27 protein-coding genes are annotated in these 24018 nt (G+C 44.2%); 12 read left to right on the forward strand and 15 right to left on the reverse strand.

The genetic code is table 11. The features are described 5' to 3' along the window. Window positions 1-58: 58 nt before the first annotated feature. Together QUB52_RS08640 and QUB52_RS08645 are read left to right on the forward strand one after the other, a co-directional pair. Window positions 59-220: a hypothetical protein gene (locus tag QUB52_RS08640; protein WP_332973038.1), complete on the forward strand. Its 162-nt coding sequence runs from the start codon at window positions 59-61 to the stop codon at window positions 218-220. Window positions 221-417: 197 nt separating this feature from the next. Then, window positions 418-4992 (forward strand): hypothetical protein, encoded by a 4575-nt coding sequence (locus tag QUB52_RS08645; protein ID WP_332973039.1) that lies wholly within the window; start codon window positions 418-420, stop codon window positions 4990-4992. A 78-nt stretch (window positions 4993-5070) separates the two neighbouring features. On the opposite strand, the gene QUB52_RS08650 is transcribed toward QUB52_RS08645, so the two are convergent. Then, a complete protein-coding gene (locus QUB52_RS08650) occupies window positions 5071-5220 on the reverse strand; it encodes a hypothetical protein (protein ID WP_332968915.1) in 150 nt (49 codons plus the stop codon). Between the two features lie 106 nt (window positions 5221-5326). Here QUB52_RS08650 and QUB52_RS08655 point away from each other — a divergent pair, with 106 nt between their 5' ends. Both QUB52_RS08655 and QUB52_RS08660 read left to right on the forward strand, forming a co-directional pair. After that, window positions 5327-5800 carry a type II toxin-antitoxin system VapC family toxin gene (locus QUB52_RS08655; protein ID WP_332968913.1) on the forward strand — a complete coding sequence of 158 codons (474 nt, stop codon included), beginning with the start codon at window positions 5327-5329 and terminating at the stop codon, window positions 5798-5800. A gap of 3 nt (window positions 5801-5803) precedes the next feature. After that, window positions 5804-5983, forward strand: a complete 180-nt coding sequence (locus tag QUB52_RS08660; protein ID WP_332968911.1) for a hypothetical protein — start codon at window positions 5804-5806, stop codon at window positions 5981-5983. Here the strand turns inward: QUB52_RS08660 and QUB52_RS08665 are convergent. After that, entirely contained in the window at window positions 5942-6178 is a 237-nt protein-coding gene (locus QUB52_RS08665) for a hypothetical protein (protein ID WP_332973049.1), read from the reverse strand. The genes QUB52_RS08660 and QUB52_RS08665 overlap by 42 nt on opposite strands. A 345-nt stretch (window positions 6179-6523) precedes the next feature. On the opposite strand from QUB52_RS08665, the gene QUB52_RS08670 reads away from it, so the two are divergent. Beyond that, the gene (locus QUB52_RS08670; protein WP_332973040.1) at window positions 6524-6727 is read left to right on the forward strand and encodes a hypothetical protein; all 204 of its coding nucleotides are present in this window, start codon (window positions 6524-6526) and stop codon (window positions 6725-6727) included. Continuing rightward, complete coding sequence (locus QUB52_RS08675; RefSeq protein ID WP_265239998.1) at window positions 6724-6996, forward strand: type II toxin-antitoxin system RelE family toxin; 273 nt, start codon at window positions 6724-6726, stop codon at window positions 6994-6996. The genes QUB52_RS08670 and QUB52_RS08675 overlap by 4 nt, the downstream gene beginning before the upstream one ends. Window positions 6997-7281: 285 nt before the next feature. On the opposite strand, the gene QUB52_RS08680 is transcribed toward QUB52_RS08675, so the two are convergent. The 7 genes from QUB52_RS08680 to QUB52_RS08710 form a co-directional block, all read right to left on the reverse strand. After that, complete coding sequence (locus QUB52_RS08680; RefSeq protein WP_332973041.1) at window positions 7282-7686, reverse strand: helix-turn-helix domain-containing protein; 405 nt, start codon at window positions 7684-7686, stop codon at window positions 7282-7284. Further along, window positions 7670-7969, reverse strand: coding sequence for a type II toxin-antitoxin system HigB family toxin (locus QUB52_RS08685; RefSeq protein ID WP_265239996.1), 300 nt, complete (start codon window positions 7967-7969; stop codon window positions 7670-7672). The genes QUB52_RS08680 and QUB52_RS08685 overlap by 17 nt, the downstream gene beginning before the upstream one ends. Window positions 7970-8141: 172 nt before the next feature. After that, a complete protein-coding gene (locus QUB52_RS08690; protein WP_265239995.1) occupies window positions 8142-8339 on the reverse strand; it encodes a hypothetical protein in 198 nt (65 codons plus the stop codon). 14 nt (window positions 8340-8353) lie between these two features. After that, window positions 8354-8752, reverse strand: coding sequence for a type II toxin-antitoxin system VapC family toxin (locus QUB52_RS08695; RefSeq protein WP_265239994.1), 399 nt, complete (start codon window positions 8750-8752; stop codon window positions 8354-8356). Continuing rightward, window positions 8743-8943, reverse strand: coding sequence for a hypothetical protein (locus QUB52_RS08700; RefSeq protein WP_265239993.1), 201 nt, complete (start codon window positions 8941-8943; stop codon window positions 8743-8745). Before QUB52_RS08700 ends, QUB52_RS08695 begins: the two co-directional genes overlap by 10 nt. A 184-nt stretch (window positions 8944-9127) precedes the next feature. Next, window positions 9128-9463 (reverse strand): DUF5615 family PIN-like protein, encoded by a 336-nt coding sequence (locus QUB52_RS08705; RefSeq protein ID WP_332973042.1) that lies wholly within the window; start codon window positions 9461-9463, stop codon window positions 9128-9130. After that, window positions 9456-9776, reverse strand: a complete 321-nt coding sequence (locus tag QUB52_RS08710) for a DUF433 domain-containing protein (RefSeq protein ID WP_332973043.1) — start codon at window positions 9774-9776, stop codon at window positions 9456-9458. Before QUB52_RS08710 ends, QUB52_RS08705 begins: the two co-directional genes overlap by 8 nt. Before the next feature lie 70 nt (window positions 9777-9846). On the opposite strand from QUB52_RS08710, the gene QUB52_RS08715 reads away from it, so the two are divergent. Next, window positions 9847-10101 carry a hypothetical protein gene (locus QUB52_RS08715; protein ID WP_332973045.1) on the forward strand — a complete coding sequence of 85 codons (255 nt, stop codon included), beginning with the start codon at window positions 9847-9849 and terminating at the stop codon, window positions 10099-10101. Here the strand turns inward: QUB52_RS08715 and QUB52_RS08720 are convergent. Further along, entirely contained in the window at window positions 10098-11111 is a 1014-nt protein-coding gene (locus tag QUB52_RS08720) for an adenosine kinase (RefSeq protein WP_265239987.1), read from the reverse strand. The genes QUB52_RS08715 and QUB52_RS08720 overlap by 4 nt on opposite strands. Before the next feature lie 85 nt (window positions 11112-11196). Between QUB52_RS08720 and QUB52_RS08725 the strand changes: the two genes are divergently transcribed. From QUB52_RS08725 to QUB52_RS08740, 4 genes are all read left to right on the forward strand, one after another. After that, a complete protein-coding gene (locus QUB52_RS08725) occupies window positions 11197-12762 on the forward strand; it encodes a bifunctional aminoglycoside phosphotransferase/ATP-binding protein (RefSeq protein WP_265239986.1) in 1566 nt (521 codons plus the stop codon). Between the two features lie 86 nt (window positions 12763-12848). Further along, on the forward strand, window positions 12849-13172 hold the full coding sequence (locus QUB52_RS08730) for a hypothetical protein (protein ID WP_332973046.1): 324 nt from the start codon (window positions 12849-12851) through the stop codon (window positions 13170-13172). Window positions 13173-13448: 276 nt separating this feature from the next. Continuing rightward, window positions 13449-14243: a YdcF family protein gene (locus QUB52_RS08735; protein WP_265239984.1), complete on the forward strand. Its 795-nt coding sequence runs from the start codon at window positions 13449-13451 to the stop codon at window positions 14241-14243. A 196-nt stretch (window positions 14244-14439) separates the two neighbouring features. Next, on the forward strand, window positions 14440-14670 hold the full coding sequence (locus QUB52_RS08740) for a hypothetical protein (RefSeq protein ID WP_265239983.1): 231 nt from the start codon (window positions 14440-14442) through the stop codon (window positions 14668-14670). 205 nt (window positions 14671-14875) lie between these two features. On the opposite strand, the gene QUB52_RS08745 is transcribed toward QUB52_RS08740, so the two are convergent. The 5 genes from QUB52_RS08745 to QUB52_RS08765 all read right to left on the reverse strand — a co-directional run bounded on the left by QUB52_RS08745 (window position 14876) and on the right by QUB52_RS08765 (window position 23188). Continuing rightward, complete coding sequence (locus QUB52_RS08745; protein ID WP_332973047.1) at window positions 14876-17491, reverse strand: PAS domain S-box protein; 2616 nt, start codon at window positions 17489-17491, stop codon at window positions 14876-14878. Between the two features lie 33 nt (window positions 17492-17524). After that, on the reverse strand, window positions 17525-18754 hold the full coding sequence (locus QUB52_RS08750; protein WP_265239700.1) for an RNA-guided endonuclease InsQ/TnpB family protein: 1230 nt from the start codon (window positions 18752-18754) through the stop codon (window positions 17525-17527). A gap of 330 nt (window positions 18755-19084) precedes the next feature. Further along, window positions 19085-20464, reverse strand: coding sequence for an amidase (locus QUB52_RS08755; protein ID WP_332975609.1), 1380 nt, complete (start codon window positions 20462-20464; stop codon window positions 19085-19087). Window positions 20465-20501: 37 nt separating this feature from the next. Then, window positions 20502-21875: a cystathionine beta-synthase gene (locus tag QUB52_RS08760; protein ID WP_332975608.1), complete on the reverse strand. Its 1374-nt coding sequence runs from the start codon at window positions 21873-21875 to the stop codon at window positions 20502-20504. Window positions 21876-21937: 62 nt separating this feature from the next. Beyond that, complete coding sequence (locus QUB52_RS08765) at window positions 21938-23188, reverse strand: aminotransferase class I/II-fold pyridoxal phosphate-dependent enzyme (RefSeq protein WP_332975607.1); 1251 nt, start codon at window positions 23186-23188, stop codon at window positions 21938-21940. 251 nt (window positions 23189-23439) lie between these two features. Between QUB52_RS08765 and QUB52_RS08770 the strand changes: the two genes are divergently transcribed. Then, a complete protein-coding gene (locus tag QUB52_RS08770) occupies window positions 23440-23586 on the forward strand; it encodes a hypothetical protein (RefSeq protein ID WP_332975606.1) in 147 nt (48 codons plus the stop codon). Window positions 23587-24018 lie beyond the last annotated feature (432 nt).

Consider the following 24018-nt stretch of genomic DNA (forward strand, 5'->3'; position numbering starts at 1 on the left):
TGAGCCAAAGGATGAGCCGTTGAGCCGATACAGATTCAGGATTCTGGAGTATTGTGAAGTGATGAGTTCGGCTTGCGGCTACAGATCGAAAGTAAAACAAGGTACGCAGGCATTGGCTTTGTGGTTATGTTTGACTACTGATGTGTTACTCGACAATCTAGGGGAAGTGCGATCGCGCCTCTGGAGGAGATTAAGGGCGATCGGAGTTACCTGGTTTTAGGGTAAATCTGGCGGGCGATCGGGCGATTCCCTAGGGGATAGCTCCGCTTCACGGCTGTTGGAGCAATGTAAAGTTTCATTACAAAAAGCGGGCGATTTGCATAAAAAGCAGATGAGCGCCCTGATACATATATAGCAAGGTTTGCAAGGCGGGCTTTGCTGGTTTTCACGCAACTATATTTTTGAGGAGATGGGATTATGGCGAATATTACTTTAGGGCAAACGATTGATGAGAGTTTAAGCAGCACTGATCTTGAAAATCCTAAAAAATTAGGTAGCTTCTCGGATGACTATACATTGAGTGGGTTTTCCAATTGGCAGCAAGTTCAGGTCAACCTCGACTCAACTGCGATCGACAGTTACCTACAACTGGTAAATGCTTCAACAGGTGCAGTGATTGCCTTTAACGATGACCTAATTAATGGTCTTAAGAATTCACAGTTAAGTTTCACAGTAGTTCCGGGTGTGAATTACGCGATCCGAGCTACTAGCTTGAATACGAATGAGACTGGAAACTATACAATCAAAACTAGCTCGTTAGGAACTGCCTCATCTTTAGTTTCTACAGATAGCGGACAAGTCGGAAGCGTTGATGCAGCAGGAAAATTTGTAAAGATTGCAACTAGCCCAAGTTTAAATGACATCGCCTTATCTAGTGACAACAAGTTGTTTGGCATCACTGATAGCCAGTTGTACAGCGTCGATCCAGGCTCAGGTTCATCCACACTGATTGGAACCCTCGTTGGTGCAGGTGTAAAAACAGTTGGTATGGCATTTTCTCCTAGTAATATACTTTATGGAATTGGCGATTCTAAATTCTACACTATTAATCAAACTACGGCCGAACCATCCTCTTTTTTCGATCTGGGATCGGACTTTGATGCTAGTGGCGATCTACTATTCGATCCTGTTAGTAATCGCTTTTTAGCTACATCTGTTGGCAACAGTAATGACAGCTTATTCTCCGTATCCTTAACTGGTCAATCTAAGAAAATTGGTGACATTGGCTTTAACGAGGTATTTGGCTTGTCTTTTGAGGGAAGCACTCTTGTCGGTTTCACCGGAGCTAACAAGCGGATTATTATTAATCCAGCAACAGGAGTAGGCACTCTTGATACAAATGTTACGGGTGTTAGCGGTGATATCTTTGGAGCCACATCTATTGTAACCGCGACTCCAGCACCTACACCAACACCAACCCCAACTCCAACACCGACTGAGACTCCGACTCCAACACCAACTCCCCTAACTCCTACTCCAACTCCAACTGAAACTCCAACTCCCCTAACTCCTACTCCGACTGAGACTCCGACTCCAACACCCCCAATTTCAACTCCCCCAACTACTCCTCCTGTTCCAAATCCTCCTCCATCTCCAATTGTACCTCCGAGTCAAATTCCCAAACCCGATTCTAGTGGTGAAGTGGATCTAGATCCACTAAAACTCAAAGTAGTTAACGGTCAATTCATATTCAACGATAAAACCAAGCGTTACGAGGCATCGGGTACTATCGAAATTGGACGCAAAGATGGGAAATTCCCATTGATTAAGATCCCACAAGGGACAGTCAAATACGATCAGAATAAAATTACTGTTGATGGGACAGTATTTTCTAGTATTGGGGATGTAGCAGCACCTTTATTTAAGGGTAAGTTTGATCTCGATGTAAAAACTGCAACTGGCTCAATCGAGGAAGAAGCTGGAACTCTGCCAAATGAATTCAGGCTTGGTGGTTTGGATATAGACTTCAAAAGTTTAAGTGTGAATTCTGATGCCCTTGCCCTTGGGAGTGACTTGAAATTATCTAATGATCTAGGAAATATCCAGCTACAGTTACCAGTAGACGGTTTAATAATTGATGAAAAAGGGCCGAAACTAAATTCGAGCTTTAATTTTTCATCAAACAAAGTCATTGACAACCGTTCGCCAGACAAAAACTCAAAAACAAAAGAAATAAAGGGATTTCAGAAGTTTAGTTTGTTCGGTCTTGTTGGAGTCAAGGAAATATCAGACGTATCTTTAGAGTATCTTGCACCTGAAGATAGTTTAAAATTGAGAGGCAAGTTTACATTCGATACTTTTCCTAATAAACCCGATAATTCTCCAAAACCTCTTGGTATTTCTGAAATTGTTGCCGACCTATCAGGGGAGAATTTCTTACAGTACAAAAATGGTAAGTTGGATGTCAACGGAGCATTTACTATCAAAAGGGATGTGAAGTTAGATAAAGTGGCTGCATTGAAGGATCTCAAACTTACTTGGAATAGTATTGCAAGGGAGTTTAGTGTGGGACCTACAATTAAGTTTCCAGACACTCCAGGGAAGAAAGATGGCTTAGAGATAGGAGGAGATATTGGTATTACATATAACCCTTGGGATTTGAAATCACTTTCTGCAAAAGTGGACAACCTCAACAAACCTCTCGCAGGAACTGCTTTCTATCTTCAGGGGGGGTCAGTTAAGTTAGACAACATTAATCCTTTCCGGCGACGAGCAGGAGAACCAAATCTTTCCAACATAAAACTTAGTGCAGCAGAATTTAAGTCAACATTTGGACCTCAGTTATCCGATTCAGTAAAAATCCCATTACCTGATTGGGCTGGAGGTGACCAGGAATTTTCGTCTCTCGGTGAATTTAAAGGAGGTATCATAGTTGACTTCTGGGATAGCGTTACGGCAAAGGGAGAAGCAAAGTTTTTTAAAGATACAATTGCAGGTGGCAATCTTGATATCACAGCAAATTTCAAAGATTCCTCTCTAAGCATCAAAGGTGGAATTTCAGGATTCAATGGCTTATTCTCGATAGATGGTAGCTTCAAAGTAACTCCCAAAGGATTCACAATTACTGGTGAACCAAAACTCAAATTTCCTAAAGTTCTTCGTTTGCCATTTATGAATGAAGGCGATGATAAGAAAAACGAAAAAGGTGATAAAACAATTTCGAGTAGCTTAGTTGTAGACTTTACAAACGATCAGAATTTCTCTAATGACTATGCGCGCGTTACAAACACATTTAAATTCGAGAAAATTGCACCGTTTCTTCCTGATATTTCTCTTACAATAGGAGCTGAAATTTCGTTCGACGGTAAAGTCAAAATCTTAACGAAAGAAGCGCCTAAAACTAGCAGTTCAATAGCTGCCTCTAGCCTAACTGAAAGAGTAGCCTTTAGCAATCAGACCGAGGCTAGTGCAGATAAAACAGCATCCGCCATAAAAGGCTTTACTGTTGCCCCAGGAACACCGTGGATAATTCTCAACGCCAACTGGGATAATGCCTCTAGCAATACTCCAGTTGAAATCAAAGCACCCAATGGTGCTATTTTCAAAGAGTCCGATTTTGCAGGCAATAAGATTGCAGTTGTTGATGCCCTCACCAGCACAACTACCAAGGCAGTTGTTATAGCCAATCCACAACCAGGTATTTGGGATATCAACTTAACCAATCCCACTGCTTTAGGTACTGTAGAGTACAGTGCTTTTGAAGATTCTCAGGCTCCTACGGTTCAAGTGACATCCCCATCTAAAGATGTCAGCGGGCAAAATGTCACCATCAACTACAACGCTTTTGACTCAGACTCCACTGCCAAAGTTAGCTTATTCTACGACACTGATAACCAAGGTTTCGATGGCATTTTAATCAAAGATGGACTTGAGGAAAAAGACGGTGCAGGTAACTTCGTCTGGAACACTCAAGGCTTAGCAACTGGCGATTACTACGTCTATGCAATGGCGATGGATGAAAACAACGCACCTGTTTTCAGCTACTCTCCGACACCGATTCAAGTCACAGAATCAGCAGATTTATCAGTCACTAAAACAGCCGATAGCGATACAGCAACACCGGGAACAAACGTCAACTACACCGTTGCCGTCACGAACAACGGCACTGATAACGCTAAAGATGCAATCCTCACCGAAACCTTGCCAGAGGGTGCGAAATTTGTTTCGGCTAATGTCACCCCCACCAAGCAGTCAGGAAATGAACTAACTTTTGACCTCGGCGATTTACCCAAAGGTCAAATTTCAACAGTTAACATTACCGTTACCGCACCGACAAATGGAGAGAGCACCAGTACCTCTAGCATAACGAGTAAAACATACGACTCCGACATCTCCAATGATTTCGATTTCGCCAGCACTACAGTCACAAATGACGGTACTGCCACAGGAACAGACAATATTCCACCAACACCAACACCAACACCAACTCTTCCCCCACTGCGTCAAGTTTTAGGAACCCCTGAAAACGACAATTTAGTTGGCATTGATGCAGCAGATAGCATGGCTGGTTTCGCTGGCGATGACACCCTTGCCGGACTTGGCGGAGATGACATCATCTACGGCAATAAAGGCAATGACATCCTCACTGGCGATAGCGGAAATGACAATATCTTTGGAGGTCAGGGTAACGATAGTATCTTAGGCGGTGCAGACAACGATCGCCTCAAAGGTAACGAAGGCAACGACACTCTCAACGGCGGTTTAGGTCGAGACATCTTAATCGGCGGCCCCGGCAGCGATACCTTTGTACTACCAAAAGATGCCGCTGTAACTGGCGAATTCCTGCCAGATGCTATCTTAGACTTCCAATTAGGCGCAGCTCAAATTGGACTGACAGAAGGACTAACAGAAGCTAACCTAATCCTGAACTTCGATCAAGGCAATACCATCATCAAGATTGCCGGATCGAATCAAACTTTAGGTCTTGTTGTTGGCGTATCGCCCACTCAGTTAAGCGGTAGTTTTGTCCCCATCAATTTGACAGTGATTTAGGATAATCAGATAAGTGCGATCGCCCTTACGTCAAAAAGGGCGATCGCCCTTTCCCCCATCCGCGTCCATCAACCTGCATCAGCGGTTCAAAAGTGCGATCGACCGGTGCGTCAAAAAGAGCGATCGACCTTTCCCCCATCCGCGTCCATCCGCGTGTATCTGCGGTTCAAAAGCGCGATCGACCGGTGCGTCAAAAAGAGCGATCGCATCTTCTATAAATACCAACAAGCGCGATACTTCAAAAAGAATATTACACCATGTAACAATGATATTTATCCCTAAGCTAGACAAGCAATGGTATTGTTAACAAAGAATTTGTTACAATCTATTATGTATGAGTGAAACTGTCTACATCGAAACCAGTATCTTGGGCTACCTCACCGCCAGAACCACCAAAAACCTGATTATAGCTGCAAACATTGAGGTAACACGAGATTGGTGGGAATTTCGGCGAAGCAACTTCAGACTCTATATCTCACAAGTTGTTTTGGACGAAATAGTACAAGGGGACTCAGAGATTGCGACTCAACGTTTGGAGATAATTCGCGACTTTCCATTGCTGGAACTCAATCAAGCTGTACGAGACTTAGCAGGACAATTTCTCACACGAAGCAATCTTCCTCCCAAAGCTGCTAATGATGCAGTTCATATTGCAACCGCTACCGTTTACGGTTTAGATTACCTGCTAACATGGAACTGCAAGCATATCGCTAACGCTCAAATTCAGAGAAAACTTGCAGAAATTAGTCTTGATTTCGGATACCAATTACCGATATTGTGTACGCCTTACGAACTACTAGGAGGTTAATTTATGTGGCAAGATGAGATCCTGGAGGAAATTCACCGAATTCGTGAAGAACACGCTAAGTCATTTAACTACGACTTGGATGCTATGTTTGCAGATTGGCAGAAAAAGCAGGCTAAAAGTGGCAGGGAAATAATCTCAAAATCACTCAAGCCTCGCACTCAGCCCACCTCCATCTGTGGTTAATAAAAGAGCGATCGACCGGTGCGTCAAAAAGAGATCTCGCCCGTTCCCCCATCCGCGTCCATCCGCGTGCATCTGCGGTTCAAAAGTGCGATCGCCCTTCCCCCATCCGCGTCCATCAGTGTGTATCTGCGGTTCAAAAGAGCGATCGACCGGTGCGTCAAAAAGGGCGATCGACCTTTCCCCATCCGCGTCCATCAACGTGCATCTGCGGTTCAAAAGTGCGACCGGTGCGTCAAAAAGAGATCTCGCCCTTTCCCCCATCCGCGTCCATCAACGTGTATCTGCGGTTCAAAAGAGCGATCGACCGGTGCGTCAAAAAGAGATCTCGCCCTTTCCCCCATCCGCGTCCATCAACGTGCATCTGCGGTTCAAAAGTGCGATCGGCCTTACCATAGAATTATCAGAGCTTTCGCAGGTACAGTTTAATCAGGAGCCTCCAAATCATTGAAAAATGCTGACACCAGTGGCGGATTGTCCATCCCGATTTAGGAGTGCGCTGTTAAAATAGAAACATCATTCCCTCCCAACCCATCAAAATCTATGAAAATAGAAGACTATCCACTTGCCAAAGAATTAATATTCGATACCGAAGGCAACATCAGTCAAGTCATTCTCAACTATACCGACTATCAGTATCTCCTAGAGGCGATCGAAGATAGAGGACTTCTCCAGGCTATGCGCCAAGTAAAAAATGAAAAGCCGTTAACTTTACAAGAAGCACTTGCCGAACTTGATAAAGAATGAAAGTAGAATATTTACCAAGTTTTTTAAAGGATTTAAAAGCTCTTAAAAGTGCGCCTGTCTTTGAGCAAGTCAAAGCGATCGTTTTTGAGGAAATTCCCAATCTTACTAATTTACAGACAATTATTAACTTAAAAAAATTAAAAGGCGATGACAAGGCCTATCGGCTTCGGGTTGGCGACTATCGAATAGGTTTTTATTTTGATGGCGAGACTATTACTTTTGTAAGGGTTCTCCACCGGAAAGATATTTATCGCTACTTTCCGCCATAAATCTGTTTTCCAGATACCTTTAATTAGCTTAAGCGCGAGATCCCTTCCCCCCCCTCCGCGTCCATCAACGTGCATCTGCGGTTCAAAAGTGCGACCGGTGCGTCAAAAAGGGCGATCGACCTTTCCCCATCCGCGTCCATCAACGTGCATCTGCGGTTCAAAAGTGCGACCGGTGCGTCAAAAAGAGATCTCGCCCTTTCCCCCATCCGCGTCCATCAACGTGTATCTGCGGTTCAAAAGAGCGATCGGTCTTAATCTATCCTTCTATCTGCCCTAAAAAAGCCATTAATTAGCAAACAAACTCGGCTCTACATAAAAAAAACTACCCAGAATCACAGCCTGCTCTTTGCTGATATCTCGCTCACCATTAACCAAGCCATACACTCCTTCTTCAGAGCCAATAATTCCCATCAAATCCGCAGGTTTTAGCGATCGCTGTTCCATCAAAAATAGCAACAATGAATTAGGGGTAGCCGTAACTCCCGGTGCATAATATTCTTGCTCAAATTTTTCAATCAATGCAATCAACAATTCATACAACTCATCTTCTTCAGGAGTGCGATCGCGACGGTGTATTAACTCTTCCACAATAGCCAAAGCCTTTTCATTCTCAGCTTCTGTTCTAATGATTTTCGGCTGATACTGAGACAATAACTCTGTGTATTTATCTGGATTAAAAATAAGGGTCATTTTTCCATTTCTCCTTATCATACTCAGCATGAGTAAGAATGTATTTGATATAAATCAATCGGCTTTCATAATCGATACTAACTATTAATCTATAATTGGTGCCTTTGATGTTGAAAACGGTAAAACCTCCAACTGCTTCTGCTTTAGGAAAAACAGATTGCACCTCAACTAAATTTGACCATTTGGCTTTCGTAGCAATTTTAAACCAGTTATCTAATACTTCCCGACAATCAGCATGACTTTCGCTATATTCACGCACTCGCCGATAGCTGATTATGTGCATCTGCTATATTTGGCAATTTTAACTAAATTCTATCTTAGCTAAACTAATTTATTTTGTCAATAGTGGATGTACCGAGCGCTATAGAAGCTCTTCAAGAACTCAAACAGATTATCAGTCAGTATATTTTGCAAAAATGACAAAAATTAACGATTAAACAACCTAGATTTAGGTTTTATTGTCCAACTGCTACCTGAGTACGCGCTGTAGCTATCCCGATCGTGAATCGCCCTTTCCCCCATCCCCGTCCATCAACGTGCATCTGCGGTTCAAAAGAGCGATCGACCTTAATCCCAAAAGAGCGATCGCCCTTTCCCCCATCCCCGTCCATCCGCGTGTCTCTGCGGTTCAAAAGTGCGATCGAGCTTACCATGCTGATGCTCTTGATTAGGCAGTAGGGATAACCTGAATCAGCCCCGTATGAAAGGCTGTGTCGTAAGTAATAACAGGCAAATTTTCTAGTTCAGCTTGTGCCATAATCATTCTATCAAAAGGGTCGCGGTGGGCAATGGGCAGGCTGCCAGCGCGGAGGGCATGGGCTGAAGTTATAGCTAATTCCATAAATTGGGATCGGTTGAGGATTTGCGAATATTCCTCGACAATCTGTTTGGCTTCGGGAAGTTTACCTATGCGATATTTGGTGGCTATTTCCCAGGCTGAAACAGTGCTAACAATGATATCAAAATCGGGGTTGCGAATGATGTCCCGGCATTTGGCATTGAGTTTGGGATCGTCAAAGAGCCACCACAGCAGGATATGGGTGTCGATTAGGTAGCTTATTCCCATTGTTCTAGTTCATCTTCTGCTAGGGATTCAAAAAAAGCATCACCGAGTTGTCCCGTCAGTAAACCAGGGGTGCGAGGCTGTGGCTTTTCTCGTCCTAATCCGAGGCGAAAATAGTGAATCAGATCGTAGATTTCTGCGAGTTTATCTTCCGGGATGTCTTGTAATTCTTGAACGATTTTCTGAATTAGCATAAATCAAACTGTCCGATAGTTGCTGATTAATCGATCGCACTACAAGAGTTGCGGCTTAGTCTATTATGGCTCATCCTACAGAGGCACAAGACGGCGACGGGCCCAAAGAGATCTCGCCCTTTCCCCCATCCGCGTCCATCAGCGTGCATCTGCCGTTCAAAAGCGCGATCGACCTTACCATTTCTCACAAAAACTCAACACGCCCGACCATTTCGTCAGGCTTGTACACTTCATAAATCAAAACTAGACCTTCAATGATTTGTCCGATCGAACGAGTCCCCTGCTTACAATAAGCAATACCTGGATGCTCGCTGCTAAGACTAGCGATCGTTAAAAAATCATCATCGTGAGTCATAATTACCCGCTTTTGTTCACAGATAAATGCTAACTGCAATTCGTCACTCTGAGCAAGCAATCGGGCCTCAATAGTTGTTGTAACATCAATTAATCGTCGGCGTAACTCTCGCGCCACCGCCGATTTAACATTTTCCTCCAAATGAAAGCGAATGCGTTCACTCACCTCTAATTGCCCTCAATTTTTCCTGCAAAGGAGAGGGTAAACTGTTACGCTTCAACTCTTCGACAAAAGCATCTCCGATCGCAGTACGGCGGTCAATTTCTTCTCGATGATCGTAATAGTAAGCCATTGCTGCATGAACCGAAGCTGGCGATAAATTATAATCTCTAGCAATGTCTTCTATGGATTCTCCCATCTTCAGATACATCTGTGCAATTTGTGCTACTGCGATTCGATGACCAGCAATGCGCGGCTTACCGCCAAGCACTCCAGGCGTAATTTCAATATGTTCTGTAATGACTGATTGCTTAGACATAAAGCATTAAAAACTGTTAATTGGTAATGTCGATCGCCTTTTAAGATTAGCACAAACAGACTCAGAGAGATTGCTATTACCATCAAAAGTACAGCTTTCCCCCATCCGCGTCCATCCGCGTGTATCTGCGGTTCAAAAGGGCGATCGCCCGTTCCCCCATCCGCGTCCATCAACGTGCATCTGCGGTTCAAAAGGGCGATCGCCCGGTACGTCAAAAAGAGATCTCCCCCTTCCCCCCATCCGCGTCCATCAACGTGCATCTGCGGTTCAAAAGTGCGATCGCCCGGTGCGTCAAAAAGAGCGATCGCCCATTTTCAATTACTAACCAGAAATCACCTGATTCAGTAAATGAGCCTGAGAACCTTCAAGACGGGGACCATGAATCTGCACCACCATAGAAGCCAAATAATTGCCCCAACGAGCCGCTTTTGTAGCACTCAAACCATTAGTAAGCCCAAACAAAACACCGCCGGCAAAAGCATCACCAGCACCCACAGTATCGATCGCCTTTACGGGAAATCCAGCCACATCCACAATCTGTTTATTCTCCACCACCATGCAGCCCTTATCCCCATTCGTGATAAAAGCCAAATCGGAAATTTCGCTCATTTTCCGAGCACACTCTTCCAGAGATTCCTCCTTGAAAAAACTGCGAACTTCATCAGCATTGCAAAAAATCACATCGCAATATTCCGAAACCACCTTGTGAAAATCATCCGCAAATCGATCGACCAAAAAGCCATCCGAAAAAGTAAAAGCCACCTTCACACCCAGATGCTTAGACTGTTCCATCGTCTCAATACTAGCCTTTCTCGGTTCTGGAGCATCCCAAAGATAGCCCTCAACATAACTATACTTGCAGTGAGACAGGCGATCGACATCAATATCAGTCGCCGCCAGAGTAGTAGAAACCCCCAAATTAGTACACAGAGTGCGTTCCGCATCCGGCGTAGTCAGCACGACACAAGTACCAGTCGGCCCGTTCGACTCAGCAGGATGCACATTAAAATCAATCCCCGCCTCCAGCAAATCTTTGCGGTAAAATTCGCCGTTAGTATCCTTAGCAACCTTCCCAGAATAATAGCCTTTACCGCCACTCTGAGCCAAACCAATCATCGTATTAGCCGCAGAACCCCCCGATCGCATTTGCAGCGAAGTGTGTTCCAAATCGTGCAAAATGCCCCCCTGGGTTTCCGAATCCATCAGCGTCATCCCGCCACGATTCAGCCCGTGCTTGACCACAAAATCATCTTCGACTAATGCTAAGATGTCTACCAGGGCATTGCCCACGCCAAACACATCCACAGAACCGGATTCTTGATTATTTTCTGTCATCACTAATTTTTGGTTTACGCTAACTATCAACTCTATAATAAATCGGCTTCAATGCAACATCTAAAATCCAAAATCCAAAATCAATATGATTGATACTTGTCTCCCAGCTCTGATTCAGCAAATGTTACAGCCTGGGTTCTACCCCCACAGCGTCACAGAACCAGTGCAGCTAATTCAGACTCACATTTCCTTTGTCCTGCTGACAGGAGATTATACTTACAAAATCAAGAAACCAGTCGATTTTGGCTTTTTAGATTATTCAACGCTGGAAAAACGGCAGCATTTCTGCACCCAAGAATTGCTGATGAACCGACGCACAGCACCGGAAATTTATCTAGAAGTTTTGCCAATTATTCAAAGCGACGATAAGTTTCACTTTGGCAGTAATTCACCTGAGATAACTCCAGCAGAAGTTGTTGTAGAGTACGCGCTGAAAATGCGGGAATTCCCTCAAGATTCGCTGTTGCTCAGTTTGTTGGAACGCGGACAGTTGACGGAGCAACTGATGGCAGACTTAGGGCGGGAAGTTGCCAAGTTTCACAGCACGGCAATTAGTGATAGCTACATTCGCACATTTGGCGAAGTCAGTCAGATTCGCACAGCAATAGATAACAATTACCTGATTTCCCAAAAATATATCGGCGGGCCGCAGACTCAGACACAATATCAGGAAACTAAAGATTATACTGATGCGTTTTTTGCCGAAAATCAAGAGTTGTTTAAGCAGCGGATAGCTAATAATAAAATTCGCGAATGTCACGGAGATTTACACTTGCGGAATATAGCATTGTGGCAAAATAAAATATTGCTGTTCGACTGCATTGAATTTAACGAGCCTTTTCGCTTTGTTGATGTTATGTACGATATTGCTTTTACAGTCATGGATTTGGAATCGCGGGGGCGCAGAGATTTAGGCAATGTTTTTCTCAATACTTACATCGAACAAACTGGCGATTGGGAAGGACTGCAAGTTCTGCCGCTGTATTTGAGCCGTCAAGCTTATGTTAGAGCAAAAGTAACTTCGTTAATGTTGGACGATGCCTCGGTTTCAACTGATGAAAAAGCACAGATTTTACAGACAGCCGCTCATTACTATAAATTAGCTTGGGAATACACAAAACCGCGCCGGGGAAAGTTAACTTTGATGTCTGGTTTATCTGGTTCTGGGAAGAGTACGGTGGCTCGATATTTGGCAGCCCGCACAGGTGCAATTCAGATTCGATCCGATGCTGTTCGCAAACATTTAGGCGGAATTCCTTTAAATGAACGCGGCGGACAAGATTTGTATTCGGATGAAATGACAGCGCAGACTTATGGTAGATTGTTAGAGTTGGGTATGGTTCTGGCTGACCGAGGTTGGGATGTGATTTTAGATGCTAAGTTCGATCGCCAAAACTTGAGAACCGATGCGATAAATCTGGCTCAATCCCACGGCTTGTCCTGGCAAATCGTTTACTGCACCGCACCAATTGCTGTATTGCGAGAACGGCTGCAACAGCGCCGGGGCGATATTGCCGACGCGACAGCAGAACTATTGATCTCGCAGCAAGCAGAAGCAGAACCTTTTACAGAATTTGAGAAAATTTCTGTAAACATTATAGATACCGCGCAAGACTTAGAGGTACAATTAAACTTGATTTGTGGGGAGTAGTTGCACTGCGATCGCCCTTGCCAAATTCATTGTCTGCTAATATTGTCAATATCTTTCTGTATTATTACAAAAACAACTTGCAGCTCATGGCAAAATTTAACGGAGACTCCAAGGGGTTTAACCCCGCGATAATCTGGTTTGTGCTGTTTACCGTTGGGTTTCGCTTAGTAGGATGTAGTCTGCCCATAAGTCTAGGCCTTGGTGTCCTCGGCGGCGTGGCAGTAGGTTTAACTGTCGCTTGGTGGCACAACGAACTACTACTCAACCCGAATACAGGTTCTCAGGATAAAAAATCTGATGCTATCCTCAACAAAGAAGTAGTGGAAGTAGACGGGCATAAATACAAAACCTCCCGGCGTGAAGCTACTTCATTCTTGGACTGGCTGTCAGAACCCGAAGATCGCCGATAGCACCAAAAAAAGTTTTTAATATTGAGTTTTGCTCTGGCAGTTAAAGAGTTCAAAATTCACAACTCAATAATAAAAAATAAAACCTGCGTTAACAGTTGACAGTTGACAGTTGACAGTTGACAGTTGACAGCGAAGTTTTGAGGCTGGGGATTTAAGCCCCCGACTAAAAACAATCCACCTAAAGGTGGGGGCTTAAATCCCCTGTGCTTTGGTCAACCAAATTACTACTTACCGATTACCCATTCCCGCTAACGAGCAATTTGAATTACTTGCTGAATGTTTCTATTTTTGTCTAAACTTCTGCCGCTATTGATTTATCCTTTGGGGTTGAGTTGCCTGTTAATGATAGCAGCTTTAATCACACTTTGGAAGCGTCCAAAATGGGCGGTGGCGCCAATGGCTGGGGCTCTAATTATTTTACTACTCGGAAGTAGCGGTTGGGTGTCAAAATCCTTAGTTCGATCGCTCGAATGGCAAAATTTACCAACCGCCGAACTCCCCCAAGCTGAAGCGATTATCGTCTTGGGTGGCGGTGTCAAAGCAGCCCTAGCACCCCGTCCTTGGGTAGAATTGGGTGAAGCGGGCGATCGTATAATATACGCTTCCCGACTGTACCGTCAAGGCAAAGCTCCCTTGTTAGTGCTCAGTGGTGGCAGAGTAGACTGGAAAGGTGGGGGCTCTCCCGAATCGGCAGATATGGCAGAAATTGCCCAAACAATGGGCGTACCGGCATCAGCAATTCTGCAAGATCCCGATTCCCACAACACCTATCAAAATGCCGTCAACGTGCGGCAAATCTTAGATACTAAAGGCATCAAAAAGCCCGTTTTGTTAGTGACATCGGCGATGCACATGACTCGATCCCTCTTAATTTTTAAGCGTCAGGGAATAAAAGTAATTGCAGCGCCAACCGACTTTCAGATAACGCAGCAGAATATCGCAGCATCTCAAAGCAACGGGCTAGGATTCGCGCTGGACTTATTGCCTGATACCTATTATCTACATCAGTCAACTAAAGCCTTGAAAGAATACATCGGCTTAATCGTCTATCGGCTGCGCGGATGGCTTTAGCAGATTTTAGATTTTAGATTTGGGATTTTAGATTGAATATCTTAAGCTAAGAAGCAAGTTCGGCAGCGGATTGTGTAGCGGGTGTAACGGATGCAAGAATTCCCACTGTCAACTGTCAACTGACAACTGTCAACTGTCAACTGTGTTAGCTTAAAGTCATTACACCAATATTTGCCACAGTCGCCCCCAAACAGTTATGTTGCCCCACGAGCTACAAAACATTGTCCCAGAACCGACTCCAACGGCCGAAATTTTTCAGAGACACCAAGTTGTCCGCGAGTTTTACGACGAAGTTAAGTACCGTCAAGAATTTGAGCTTTATTGCCAGTGGTATTATGCTACAGCCAAGCAGCACCAGCAGGAATTGCAGAAAATGCAGGGAGATTTGAATATCTTCGCTTGGTTCCGTCGCAGACAGAAAAGTTAAGAATTAAAAGCATTTCCCTTCTTCCATCCACCCGTTACCAGAAAAAATTGGTTTAAAGCCTGTCTCTAAAAAGGAGAAATTAAAAGAAGACGATTCATTACTCAATCCTCTTCCTTCTAGGTAGAGGTCGCCCTCATCTGTCAACTGTCAACTGTCAACTGTCAACTGAAATCCCGTACATTGCGCGTGGCCGAACTTCCTGCTGCTATAGTAACGGCAGCGTTACCATGCAGGTTGTGCCAAGGCCGACTTCACTGGTAATTTGAATAGTGCCTTGGTGTAAGTCAACGCATTTTTTGACCACGATCAATCCCAATCCTGTGCCAGGGATGGTTCGGACATTTTTGCCTCGGTGAAATGGTTCAAATAATTGCTTTCTATCTTCAGGAAAAATGCCAATTCCTCGATCTTGAACCTGGAGGATAACTGCGTCTAACTGAAACTCTAGACCAAGATGAACATTGCCTCCTTTCGGCGAATACTTAATCGCATTGGATAAGATATTAGATAGAATAGAAGACAACAACCTTTCATCCAAACAAACAGGAATGGGATTTCCTTCACAGGTAAACGTCAGGGTATACTGACTGGCTGTACTGAGCCGAATTTCTTCGACAAATTGATGGCAAAATTTGTCTAAAACCAAAAGTTTTGGATTAAATTCTAGTTTCCCAGTTTCGGCCCGATTGATGGTTAAAATATCATCGAGCAACTGCACCATATTCCTGACAGAATCTTGAATTCGATGCAGGTTTCTCAGTCGCTTTTCGGAGTCATTCCATGCGCCTGGACTGTTTTCTAGGACTTGAGCTGCTGCCAGAGCGGTACTGAGTGGGGTGCGAAATTCATGGGATGCCATTGAGAAGAAGTGGGTTTTGAGAATACTGAGTTCTTTTTCACGCTCCAGCGCTAACCGAATTTCATCGAGTCGTTTTCTTTCGGTGATATCACGAGCATTGACTATAATTTGTGTGGTAGCGGCATTGTCTATAAAAGGCTGGCTAATCGCTTCCAAGGTTCTCCAAGAGTTATCTTTGTGGCGATATCGGAACTCAAGAGGAGGGCTGATTTCTGCACTTTGAAGAGTATTGGTGAGGCTGTGGTATGTAGTGGCAAAATCATCTGGATGAATTGGTTCAAATATTTTATTGCCCACGAGTTCAGAGACTGGATATCCTAAGACTTTTTCTACAGAAGGGCTGACGTAGTGGATGGTGCCATCTGTATTGAGAATCATAATGATGTCTAGAGCATTTTCAATTAGCGATCGAAATCGTTCTTCGCTATGTCGCAGGGCTTGTTCTGCTTGTTTTCGTCCGGTTGTGTCTCGCTGTATGGCGATCCAGTGAGTATACCAACCTGTGCGATCGGCTACGGGGACAATGCTGAATTCATTCCAATATTCGGAGCCATTTTTGCGGTAGTTAATCACTTCAACGGTGACTGATTCCCAACGGGAGAGGGCGCTCCGAATTTTGTCTAATTCTGCGGAATCGGTTTTTGTACCTTGCAAAATCCGGGGTGTTTTGCCCAGAACTTCCTCTGGGCTATATCCGGTGATCTTGGTAAATGCTTCATTGACATAGATAATGCGCAGGCCAAGTTCGTCAATCGGTTCGGCTTCGGTAATGACGACGGCATCATTTGTGTTGACGACAACGGACTGGAGTAGCCGCACCTGTTGTGCCTGTTGGTTTTGTTCGGTAATGTCGGCAATCACTGCGACAATGCCGTCAATCTGATTTTCACTATTTTTTAAGGGGGCAGCGGAAAATATAATGTCGATCGCACTACCGTCTTTTTTGTGGCGGCGCAGTTCGACTCTACTATATGTGATTCCTTGCAAAAGATTGCTGCGGAGGGTGGAATAGTCTTCTAAGGGATCGTCGATAAAAATTGGGTTGGGATGGTTGATGACTTCTGCTTCAGTCCAACCAAACATCTGTTCGGCGGCAGGGTTCCAAATCTTGACGTACCCCTCTATATCCAGTGTGAAGATAGCGCGAGGAGAAGCGGTAATCAGGGTTTGTAGGGTGTGGTTGGTGTGGCGCAGTTCTACTTCGGTGCGCTGTCGTTCGCCAATTTCGGCTCGCAGGGCGACGTTTGCGTGAGCTAATTCTGCGGTGCGTTGTTGGACGCGCTGTTCTAGTTCGGCGTTGAGTTGTTGAAGCTGTTGGTATAATTCAGACTGTTGAATGGCGATCGCCACCTGCGTCGCTAGTTGCTGCATTAACTCCAATTCCCAGGTTTCCCAGGTGCGCGGGCGATCGCATTGGTGAGCAATCAATAACCCCCAAAGATATGGTACAGAAGGATTTCCCTCAACCTCCCGATGTTCTTGGATGATGGGGACAACTAATTTGGCTTTGACTCCAAATTGTTGAACAAAATCAGTCAGACAAGGTTCGAGATCGGCTTCTTCAATATTGGCAATCAGACGGGTTTTTCCTAGAGAATAAGCTTGATGGTACTCCCTGGGAAACACTTCTGCTGGGAAGGATCTTCCTAAAATGACGGGATAAGGGGGTAACACTGTTTCGTTAATGGCGCTGCCCGTTCCGTCTGGCCACAGGCGGTAAATGAGAACGCGATCGGCTTCCAGAAAGCGCTGCACATCTGCCACAGTCGTTTCTAACACTTTTTCCAAATCCAGAGACTGGCGAATGTGTTGAGCAATTTGATTGACTAACCGTTCGCGATCGGTTTGTTGTCGCAGCACCCCTTCCGCTGTTTGTCGTCGGGCTACTTCCTGTTTGAAGTAGGGGCAAATTACTACCACAAGTAAAACGCCGATCGCAACTAGAAAAATGTTACTTAGCATAGAAAATGGTTGGATAATTCCTGTGACATACTCCTACGCCAACTGAGTACAGTATGGCGTAGGCTTCTCAGTGACTCCAGCTATTGCTTCGGACATTGACTGAGCGTTAAAGACGGGATGACCCACCGCCCTATTTTTTATATTTATCGCAGCATTATGATCGCGGTCAAGACTACATCTACAATGTGGGCAGTCGTGCCATCTTTCATGCAGCTTTTTTTGTACTTTTTCGCCACAACCAGAACAATCTTGTGAAGTATTATAGGCACTTACTGGGATTACCAACAGACCAGCATTTACGGCTTTGTTTGTTAGAATCGACAGAAAGCTTGACCACCCAGCGTCCAACACAGATTTAGCTAGTTTTGTACGAGCAAGTCCTTTAACATTCAAATCTTCAACTGCAACAACATCATATTTTTGCAATAAATTATTGGCAGTTTTAAAATGAAAATCTTTGCGTTTGTCTGCTACTTTTTTGTGACATTTCCCCAGTTGTTTGACTGCTTTTTGCCTGCGGTTACTGCCTTTTTTACGACGCGAGACTCGCTTCTGAATAGTTCGCAGGCGCTTTTGAGCTTTGCGGTAATGTTGAGGAATTGCCACAGTCTCGTTTTCTGATGTTGTCAAGAAATCCTTCAGCCCAACATCAATTCCAACAATCTTTTGAGGATTAAAATCTGGTTTAATTTCAGGGACTGTAGAATCTTCTAAACTGAGAGTGACATAGTACCCGTCAGCTTTCTTGGTAATAGAGACGGTTTTGATTTTGAATCCATCAGGTATCGAACGGTGCAAAACAACTTTAACTTTTCCGAACATGGGCAAGTTAATTAAGTTGTTTTGCAAGCAGCCGTCTTTAATTTGAGGATAGGTGAACGTGCGGTAACGACTGCGTTGTTTAAATCTTGGTCTACCGCTGCGTTTTCCGTTACCATCACCTTTGAGGAAACGATCAAACGTTACCTTAACTCGTTTAACTGCATCTTGGAGGACTTGAGAGTAAATCTCGGCATACCAAGGATGGGTCTTTTTGAGTTGAGGTAACGTTTTTTTCTGGGTGTAGTAATCGGGATTGTCCCGCAGTTCAGGTAAGTAGCAAACTAGGGGACACGCATTAATGGATGAACGATTTTGCTCGTACCAGTTGAATCGATCTGCCAACAAATAGTTGTACTGTGCACATAACATTGACAGCCATCTGTCAATCTCAATGGCTTGTAATTTTGTTGGACGTAATCGATACTGGTAAGAAGTTCTCATTTAAGCGGTGAATGTGTAATTTCAGTCACGACTTATCAATTAGTATTAATATACTTGAATGCGTTACTTTATGTCAAGTACGCGAATAAATATTTTATTTATACATTCAAAGAAACTTCTGTTAAGTATTAACTTTTATTGCCCAATCTCAACTAGAGACAGGAATGATTGAAAAAAGTCGAATAAAATAATTTGTTCGCCTCGTCATCCACCCGTCATCGGTCAAAACATAGTTTTGAATTGGTTGACAGGTGGAATCAGGAGTCTCACCGCGTCTTTCATCCCACACTAATCGAAGCGATATAATGTGGGGATTCCCGTCTGCGCGAGCTAATACCCAGGCGGGCGTTGAAAAAAACCAGTTACTTGAGTTAATTTTTCCGCAATCTCTAGCAGTTTCAGATCGCTTCCGCGCCGTCCTACCACTTGAACGCCGATAGGTAGTCCTTCTTGTGACTGTGTAAAGGGCAGCACTACGGCAGGGTTGCCAGTTAAATTGAAAATTGTTACGTAAGCACCTATTGTGGTCAAATAAGAGAACTCGCGACCATCCACCTCAATGAGTTCTCCTGGCTGACGGTGGGTGAAAGCAGGCACTGGCACTACTGGACACAGCCAAGCATCCCAATTAGATAAGAAACTTTCGATATTAGCAATCAGAATATCACGCTGAATGAGGGCCGTGACATATCGTTGTTGCTGTTGAATCTGCGTTAGGTTTGGCTGGGATAAACCCAATTCAAAATTATAAATATCGAGGTAAGTATCGCGTACCGAATTGCTATCAAAATTTGGCGGCTCGTTGTGTTGCTCTACACAGCATCCTAGATCTGTCAGGGATGATGCTAATTTCTCTAAAGCAGCTTTGGTTTGAGCGGTGGCTGGAATCTCACCAAAACCTTCTGTCCAAGCGTAGCGGCACGATTGTAGCGCGGTTACTGGGTTAACTTGTGTGGATATCGGTATTAATTCTGGCTGGCGGGGGTCTGGATCTTGAATCAGTAACAGACACAATCGCAAATCTTCTACAGAGCGGGCAAGAGGCCCTATTGTCTGTAAGTGGTGGATAGTTTTAGGCGTTCCTGGTAATTCTGGAATATGTCCAAATGTTGATACGCGATTCTGGGTTGGTTTCAAGCCGAAAATGCCACAGAAGTGAGAGGGAACGCGGATTGACCCACCAATATCACTACCAAGTTCAAGAGGGGATAACCCCGCAGCTATAGCACTCGCCCCACCCCCAGTGCTGCCACCGGGCGTATATTCATGGTTCCAGGGGTTGTTTGTTCTACCAAACAGAGGGCTATTGGTCTGAAAGTTATCAGCTAGTTGTGGTGTATTCGTCTTGCCCAAAATAATTGCTCCAGCAGCGCGCAGTCGAGCGATGACGGTAGCATCTTGCTTTGGGACATAATTAGCTAAGGGTTGATAACTGCTGGTTGTGCGTAATCCTTTGGTTTCGAGGGTGTCTTTGATAGTTACGGGTACTCCATGTAAGAACCCCCAATTTTCTCCTTGAGCTAATGCTCGATCTGCCACTTTCGACTGCGCGATCGCATTTTCCGCATCCAGAGTCACAATCGCATTTAGTCCTGGGTTGTATTGAGCAATCTGACTCAAATAAGCTTCTATTACTTCTGTTGAAGATACTTGGCGAACGCGGATTGCTTTTGCTAATTGATGAGCAGTTAAAAAAACTAAATTATTCATTCTAACTAACTATATTTTGAGGGAATAAAACTATTTCTCATTCATGATTCAGACGGTCAGTTTGGTTGACCCAATATTTAATTAAATCAGTTCTCGTAATTAATCCTACAGGAATACTATTTTGCTCAACTATAATACCATTAGTTCCTGATAAAAGAACTCTATAAGCTTCGGAAATATCGACTTTCTCATCTAAAATCGGTAAAGGTTTACTCATAACAGGCGCAACTTTTTGGTGAGAAAAATTAATCCCTTCATACAGTAGTTTCATTAAAGCTGCTTCATTTAAACTGCCAACGATGTGATAGTTTTCCATAACGGGAACTTGTGAGATGTTCAGTTTTTGCATAACTTCGATGACTTGACTCAAGGTGTCTTGCGAACTCACAGAAACGAGTGAGCGAAAATCTTGTTTGTGGGCAAGTATCTCTTGAAGTTTTATTGTTTTTTTGGTGGGTTCTTCCCAAAAACCATTTTCTTGCATCCAGGTATCAGAATAGATTTTATTTATGTAGTTTCTTCCTGTATCTGGTAACAGCACTACAATCTGTTTCGGTTCTGATAATCTGGCTGCATATTTAAGGGCTGCTGCTACTGCTGTACCGCAAGAGCCTCCCACTAATAAACCTTCTTCTCGCGCTAAACGACGAGCCATATTAAAAGACTCGCGATCGCTCACTCTGACCATTTCATCTATTACTTGGCGGTTAAAGTTCTTCGGAATAAAATCTTCACCAATTCCCTCAACCTTGTAAAGTTTGGGGGTGTCACCAGAGAAGATTGAACCTTCGGGATCTGCACCAACAATTACTATATTTTGATTTTGTTCTTTCAGATATTTGCCAACTCCCGAAATTGTGCCACCTGTTCCCATCGCGGCGACAAAAACATCAACTTTCCCATTGCTGTCTGACCAAATCTCTGGCCCAGTCGTTAAGTAATGGGCTAATGAATTATTAGGATTAGTAAATTGATCCGGTCTATAAGCTCCTGATATTTCTTTAGTAAGTCTTTCTGCTACACCGTTGAAACTTTCTGGAGAGTCAGGCGGAACTGATGTCGGCGTAATTACTACTTCCGCTCCATAAGCTTTAAGTAAGTTAATTTTATCCTGGCTCATTTTATCCGGCATCACAAATATGCAGCGATATTTTTTAATCGCAGCGATTAGCGCCAGACCAACTCCCGTATTTCCTGCTGTTGCCTCAATTATTGTCCCACCGGGAAGCAGTTTTCCTGCTTTCTCTGCGGCTTCAATCATGGACAGAGCTATTCTATCTTTCGTACTACCACCCGGATTAAGGTATTCTACCTTGCTATAAATTGTTGATTGAATTTCTTGACTAATGCTATTAAGTTTAATCAGCGGAGTTCTGCCTACTGCTTCCAGAATATTATTGTAAGTCGCCATCAGAATGTCTCTAGTATTTTATAATGTTATATTACCGTTCGATCTGGAAAAAAAACTTCAGACTAAACTCCACCAAATGCTTTGGCAGTAGCGTGTTCTATAGCTGCTTGGAATTTTGGCAGGGCATGGGAAATCATGTCTTGGTTGGCAGTCAGAGAAATTCGGAAATAACCCGGTATTTCCTGGAGCGTTCCAGGGAAGACAAAAACATCGTGGCTGGCTAGCAATTCGGCAAAAGCACAATCGTCTGACCAAGGTGACTCTACTAACAAAAAGAATGTCCCTTCAGGTATTTGTAACTTGTAACCCATTTCCTGGAGTGCCTTCACCATCCAATCGCGTTTGCGTTGTAGATGCGACCTATCGATGGTGAGTGGCTCCAAGTCAACGAGGGCATATTGCATCAATGCACTGGGGAAACACCAACCAAAGGGACTGCCTTGTAGTGTACGAATTATGCGCCGTATGGATTCCCGTTCAGGCATTGTCGGTGGCAAGGCAATATAGCCGATGCGTTGACCAGGAGCCATCCAGACTTTACTGTAACCATAGATGAGGAAGGAAAAGGGGTAGAACTGGGTGGGACTCGGACAAGTTTGTCCATCGAACACAATGCGGCTGAAGGTTTCATCGGAAAGCAGGTAGATGGGTTTACCGTAGCGATGGGAGGCATTGGTGAGCAGATTTGCTAATTGTTGTAGGGTTATTGCTGAAAATATCTTGCCTGTGGGGTTGTGGGGTGAATTGATAATGATCGCTCTGGTACGTTCAGTTATGGCAACCGCGATCGCATCGAGATCCAAATCAAAAGTAGTTGAATTGACGGAAACGCCAACCGGAACTGCACCAGCAACATGAATCATCCGCCTGTAGTTTAGCCAAGGTGGGGTGATGATAATCACCTCGTCTCCTATTTCGGTCACCATCTGAAGACAAATATTCAGACTAATCAGACTACCATTGGTCAGGAAAATATCTTCAGGTGCGATCGCGAGTCCGCGTTGCATCTTCAGACCTTCTGATACAGTGACTCGTGCCTGTGGAAGGTTGTCTTTGTAACCAAACCAACTCTCATTTTGCGGAATGCTCCAGCGTTGAAGGGCTTCTACAAAGCCTGGTGGGGGCAGTTCGTGAGCGTCACCCTCAGTAAAATCAATGCTCCCCGGTTCATGCTTGCGATTCATGTAGTTTGCCTTGGCAAGGAGTTCACTGGGGGTCGGGGCTTGAATCGCTTTGAGCAGTCTGGACGAGATTGTATGAGTTTTTATATCGGGATTCTCTTCAGTATCGGCTTGGGGTGCCTCCTGTAGCATTTTACTTGGTGGTTGTATTGGATCTGCCATAATATAAGGTAAGTTGACCTACTTATGTTAATCATAATCGCGGTTAGGACTTACGCACTGAATGCCAAATTGCATCATTCTGAACGATCGCCTTAGCGCAGTGGCTCCGCAGGATTTAAAACCGACATCCACGCCAGCAGTAACTATACCCCGTTAGAACTACAACTGCTCAGGCTGGGAATAAGCCCGGTCGGGGCCCACAAGCAATTTCCTCACCAGCCGTGCGCCAAAAACCTGAGACTCCCGAACAGTGGGCGGCTTTAACCGAATCTTGGTTCGTAGCTTGCGAGTATAAGCCCAGCGTTGAAGATTTTCAGCTAATTGTAGAATTGCTGTGGGAAAATCAAGACAGCGTTGAAGTTGATTAACTGCTGACAACTTTGAATTTACTTTCACTTCGATAACAGAGCGATCGCCATATTTTGAAAAGATGAGCTTTTACCGCTATGCCTAAACCCAAGAGGTATCCCCACAATTGGCAAGAGATTGCGTTCTCGGTGAAAGAAAACGCTCTTTGGCGCTGTGCAAAGTGCCATCAACAATGCCTCCGACCCGGCAAACAAAGCGGCTTAACTAAATCTGAACGGTGTGCTTTAACTTTGGCGGTACACCATCGCAATCGGATACCGGAGGACAATCGCTTAGAAAACTTAGTTGCGCTTTGTACGGGTGCATCTCACTTTGGCGAGTATGCCAAAAAAGGGTTAAAATGAAAAAGCTAGTAAAATTGCCAAATAAAGATGAGGTAAAAAAAATGACACCCTCAGACCAAGAACAGCTAAAAGCCTACTTAAAAGCGG

The organism is Microcoleus sp. A6-C6 (genome assembly GCF_036705955.1).
In the GTDB taxonomy this organism is placed as follows: domain Bacteria; phylum Cyanobacteriota; class Cyanobacteriia; order Cyanobacteriales; family Microcoleaceae; genus Microcoleus.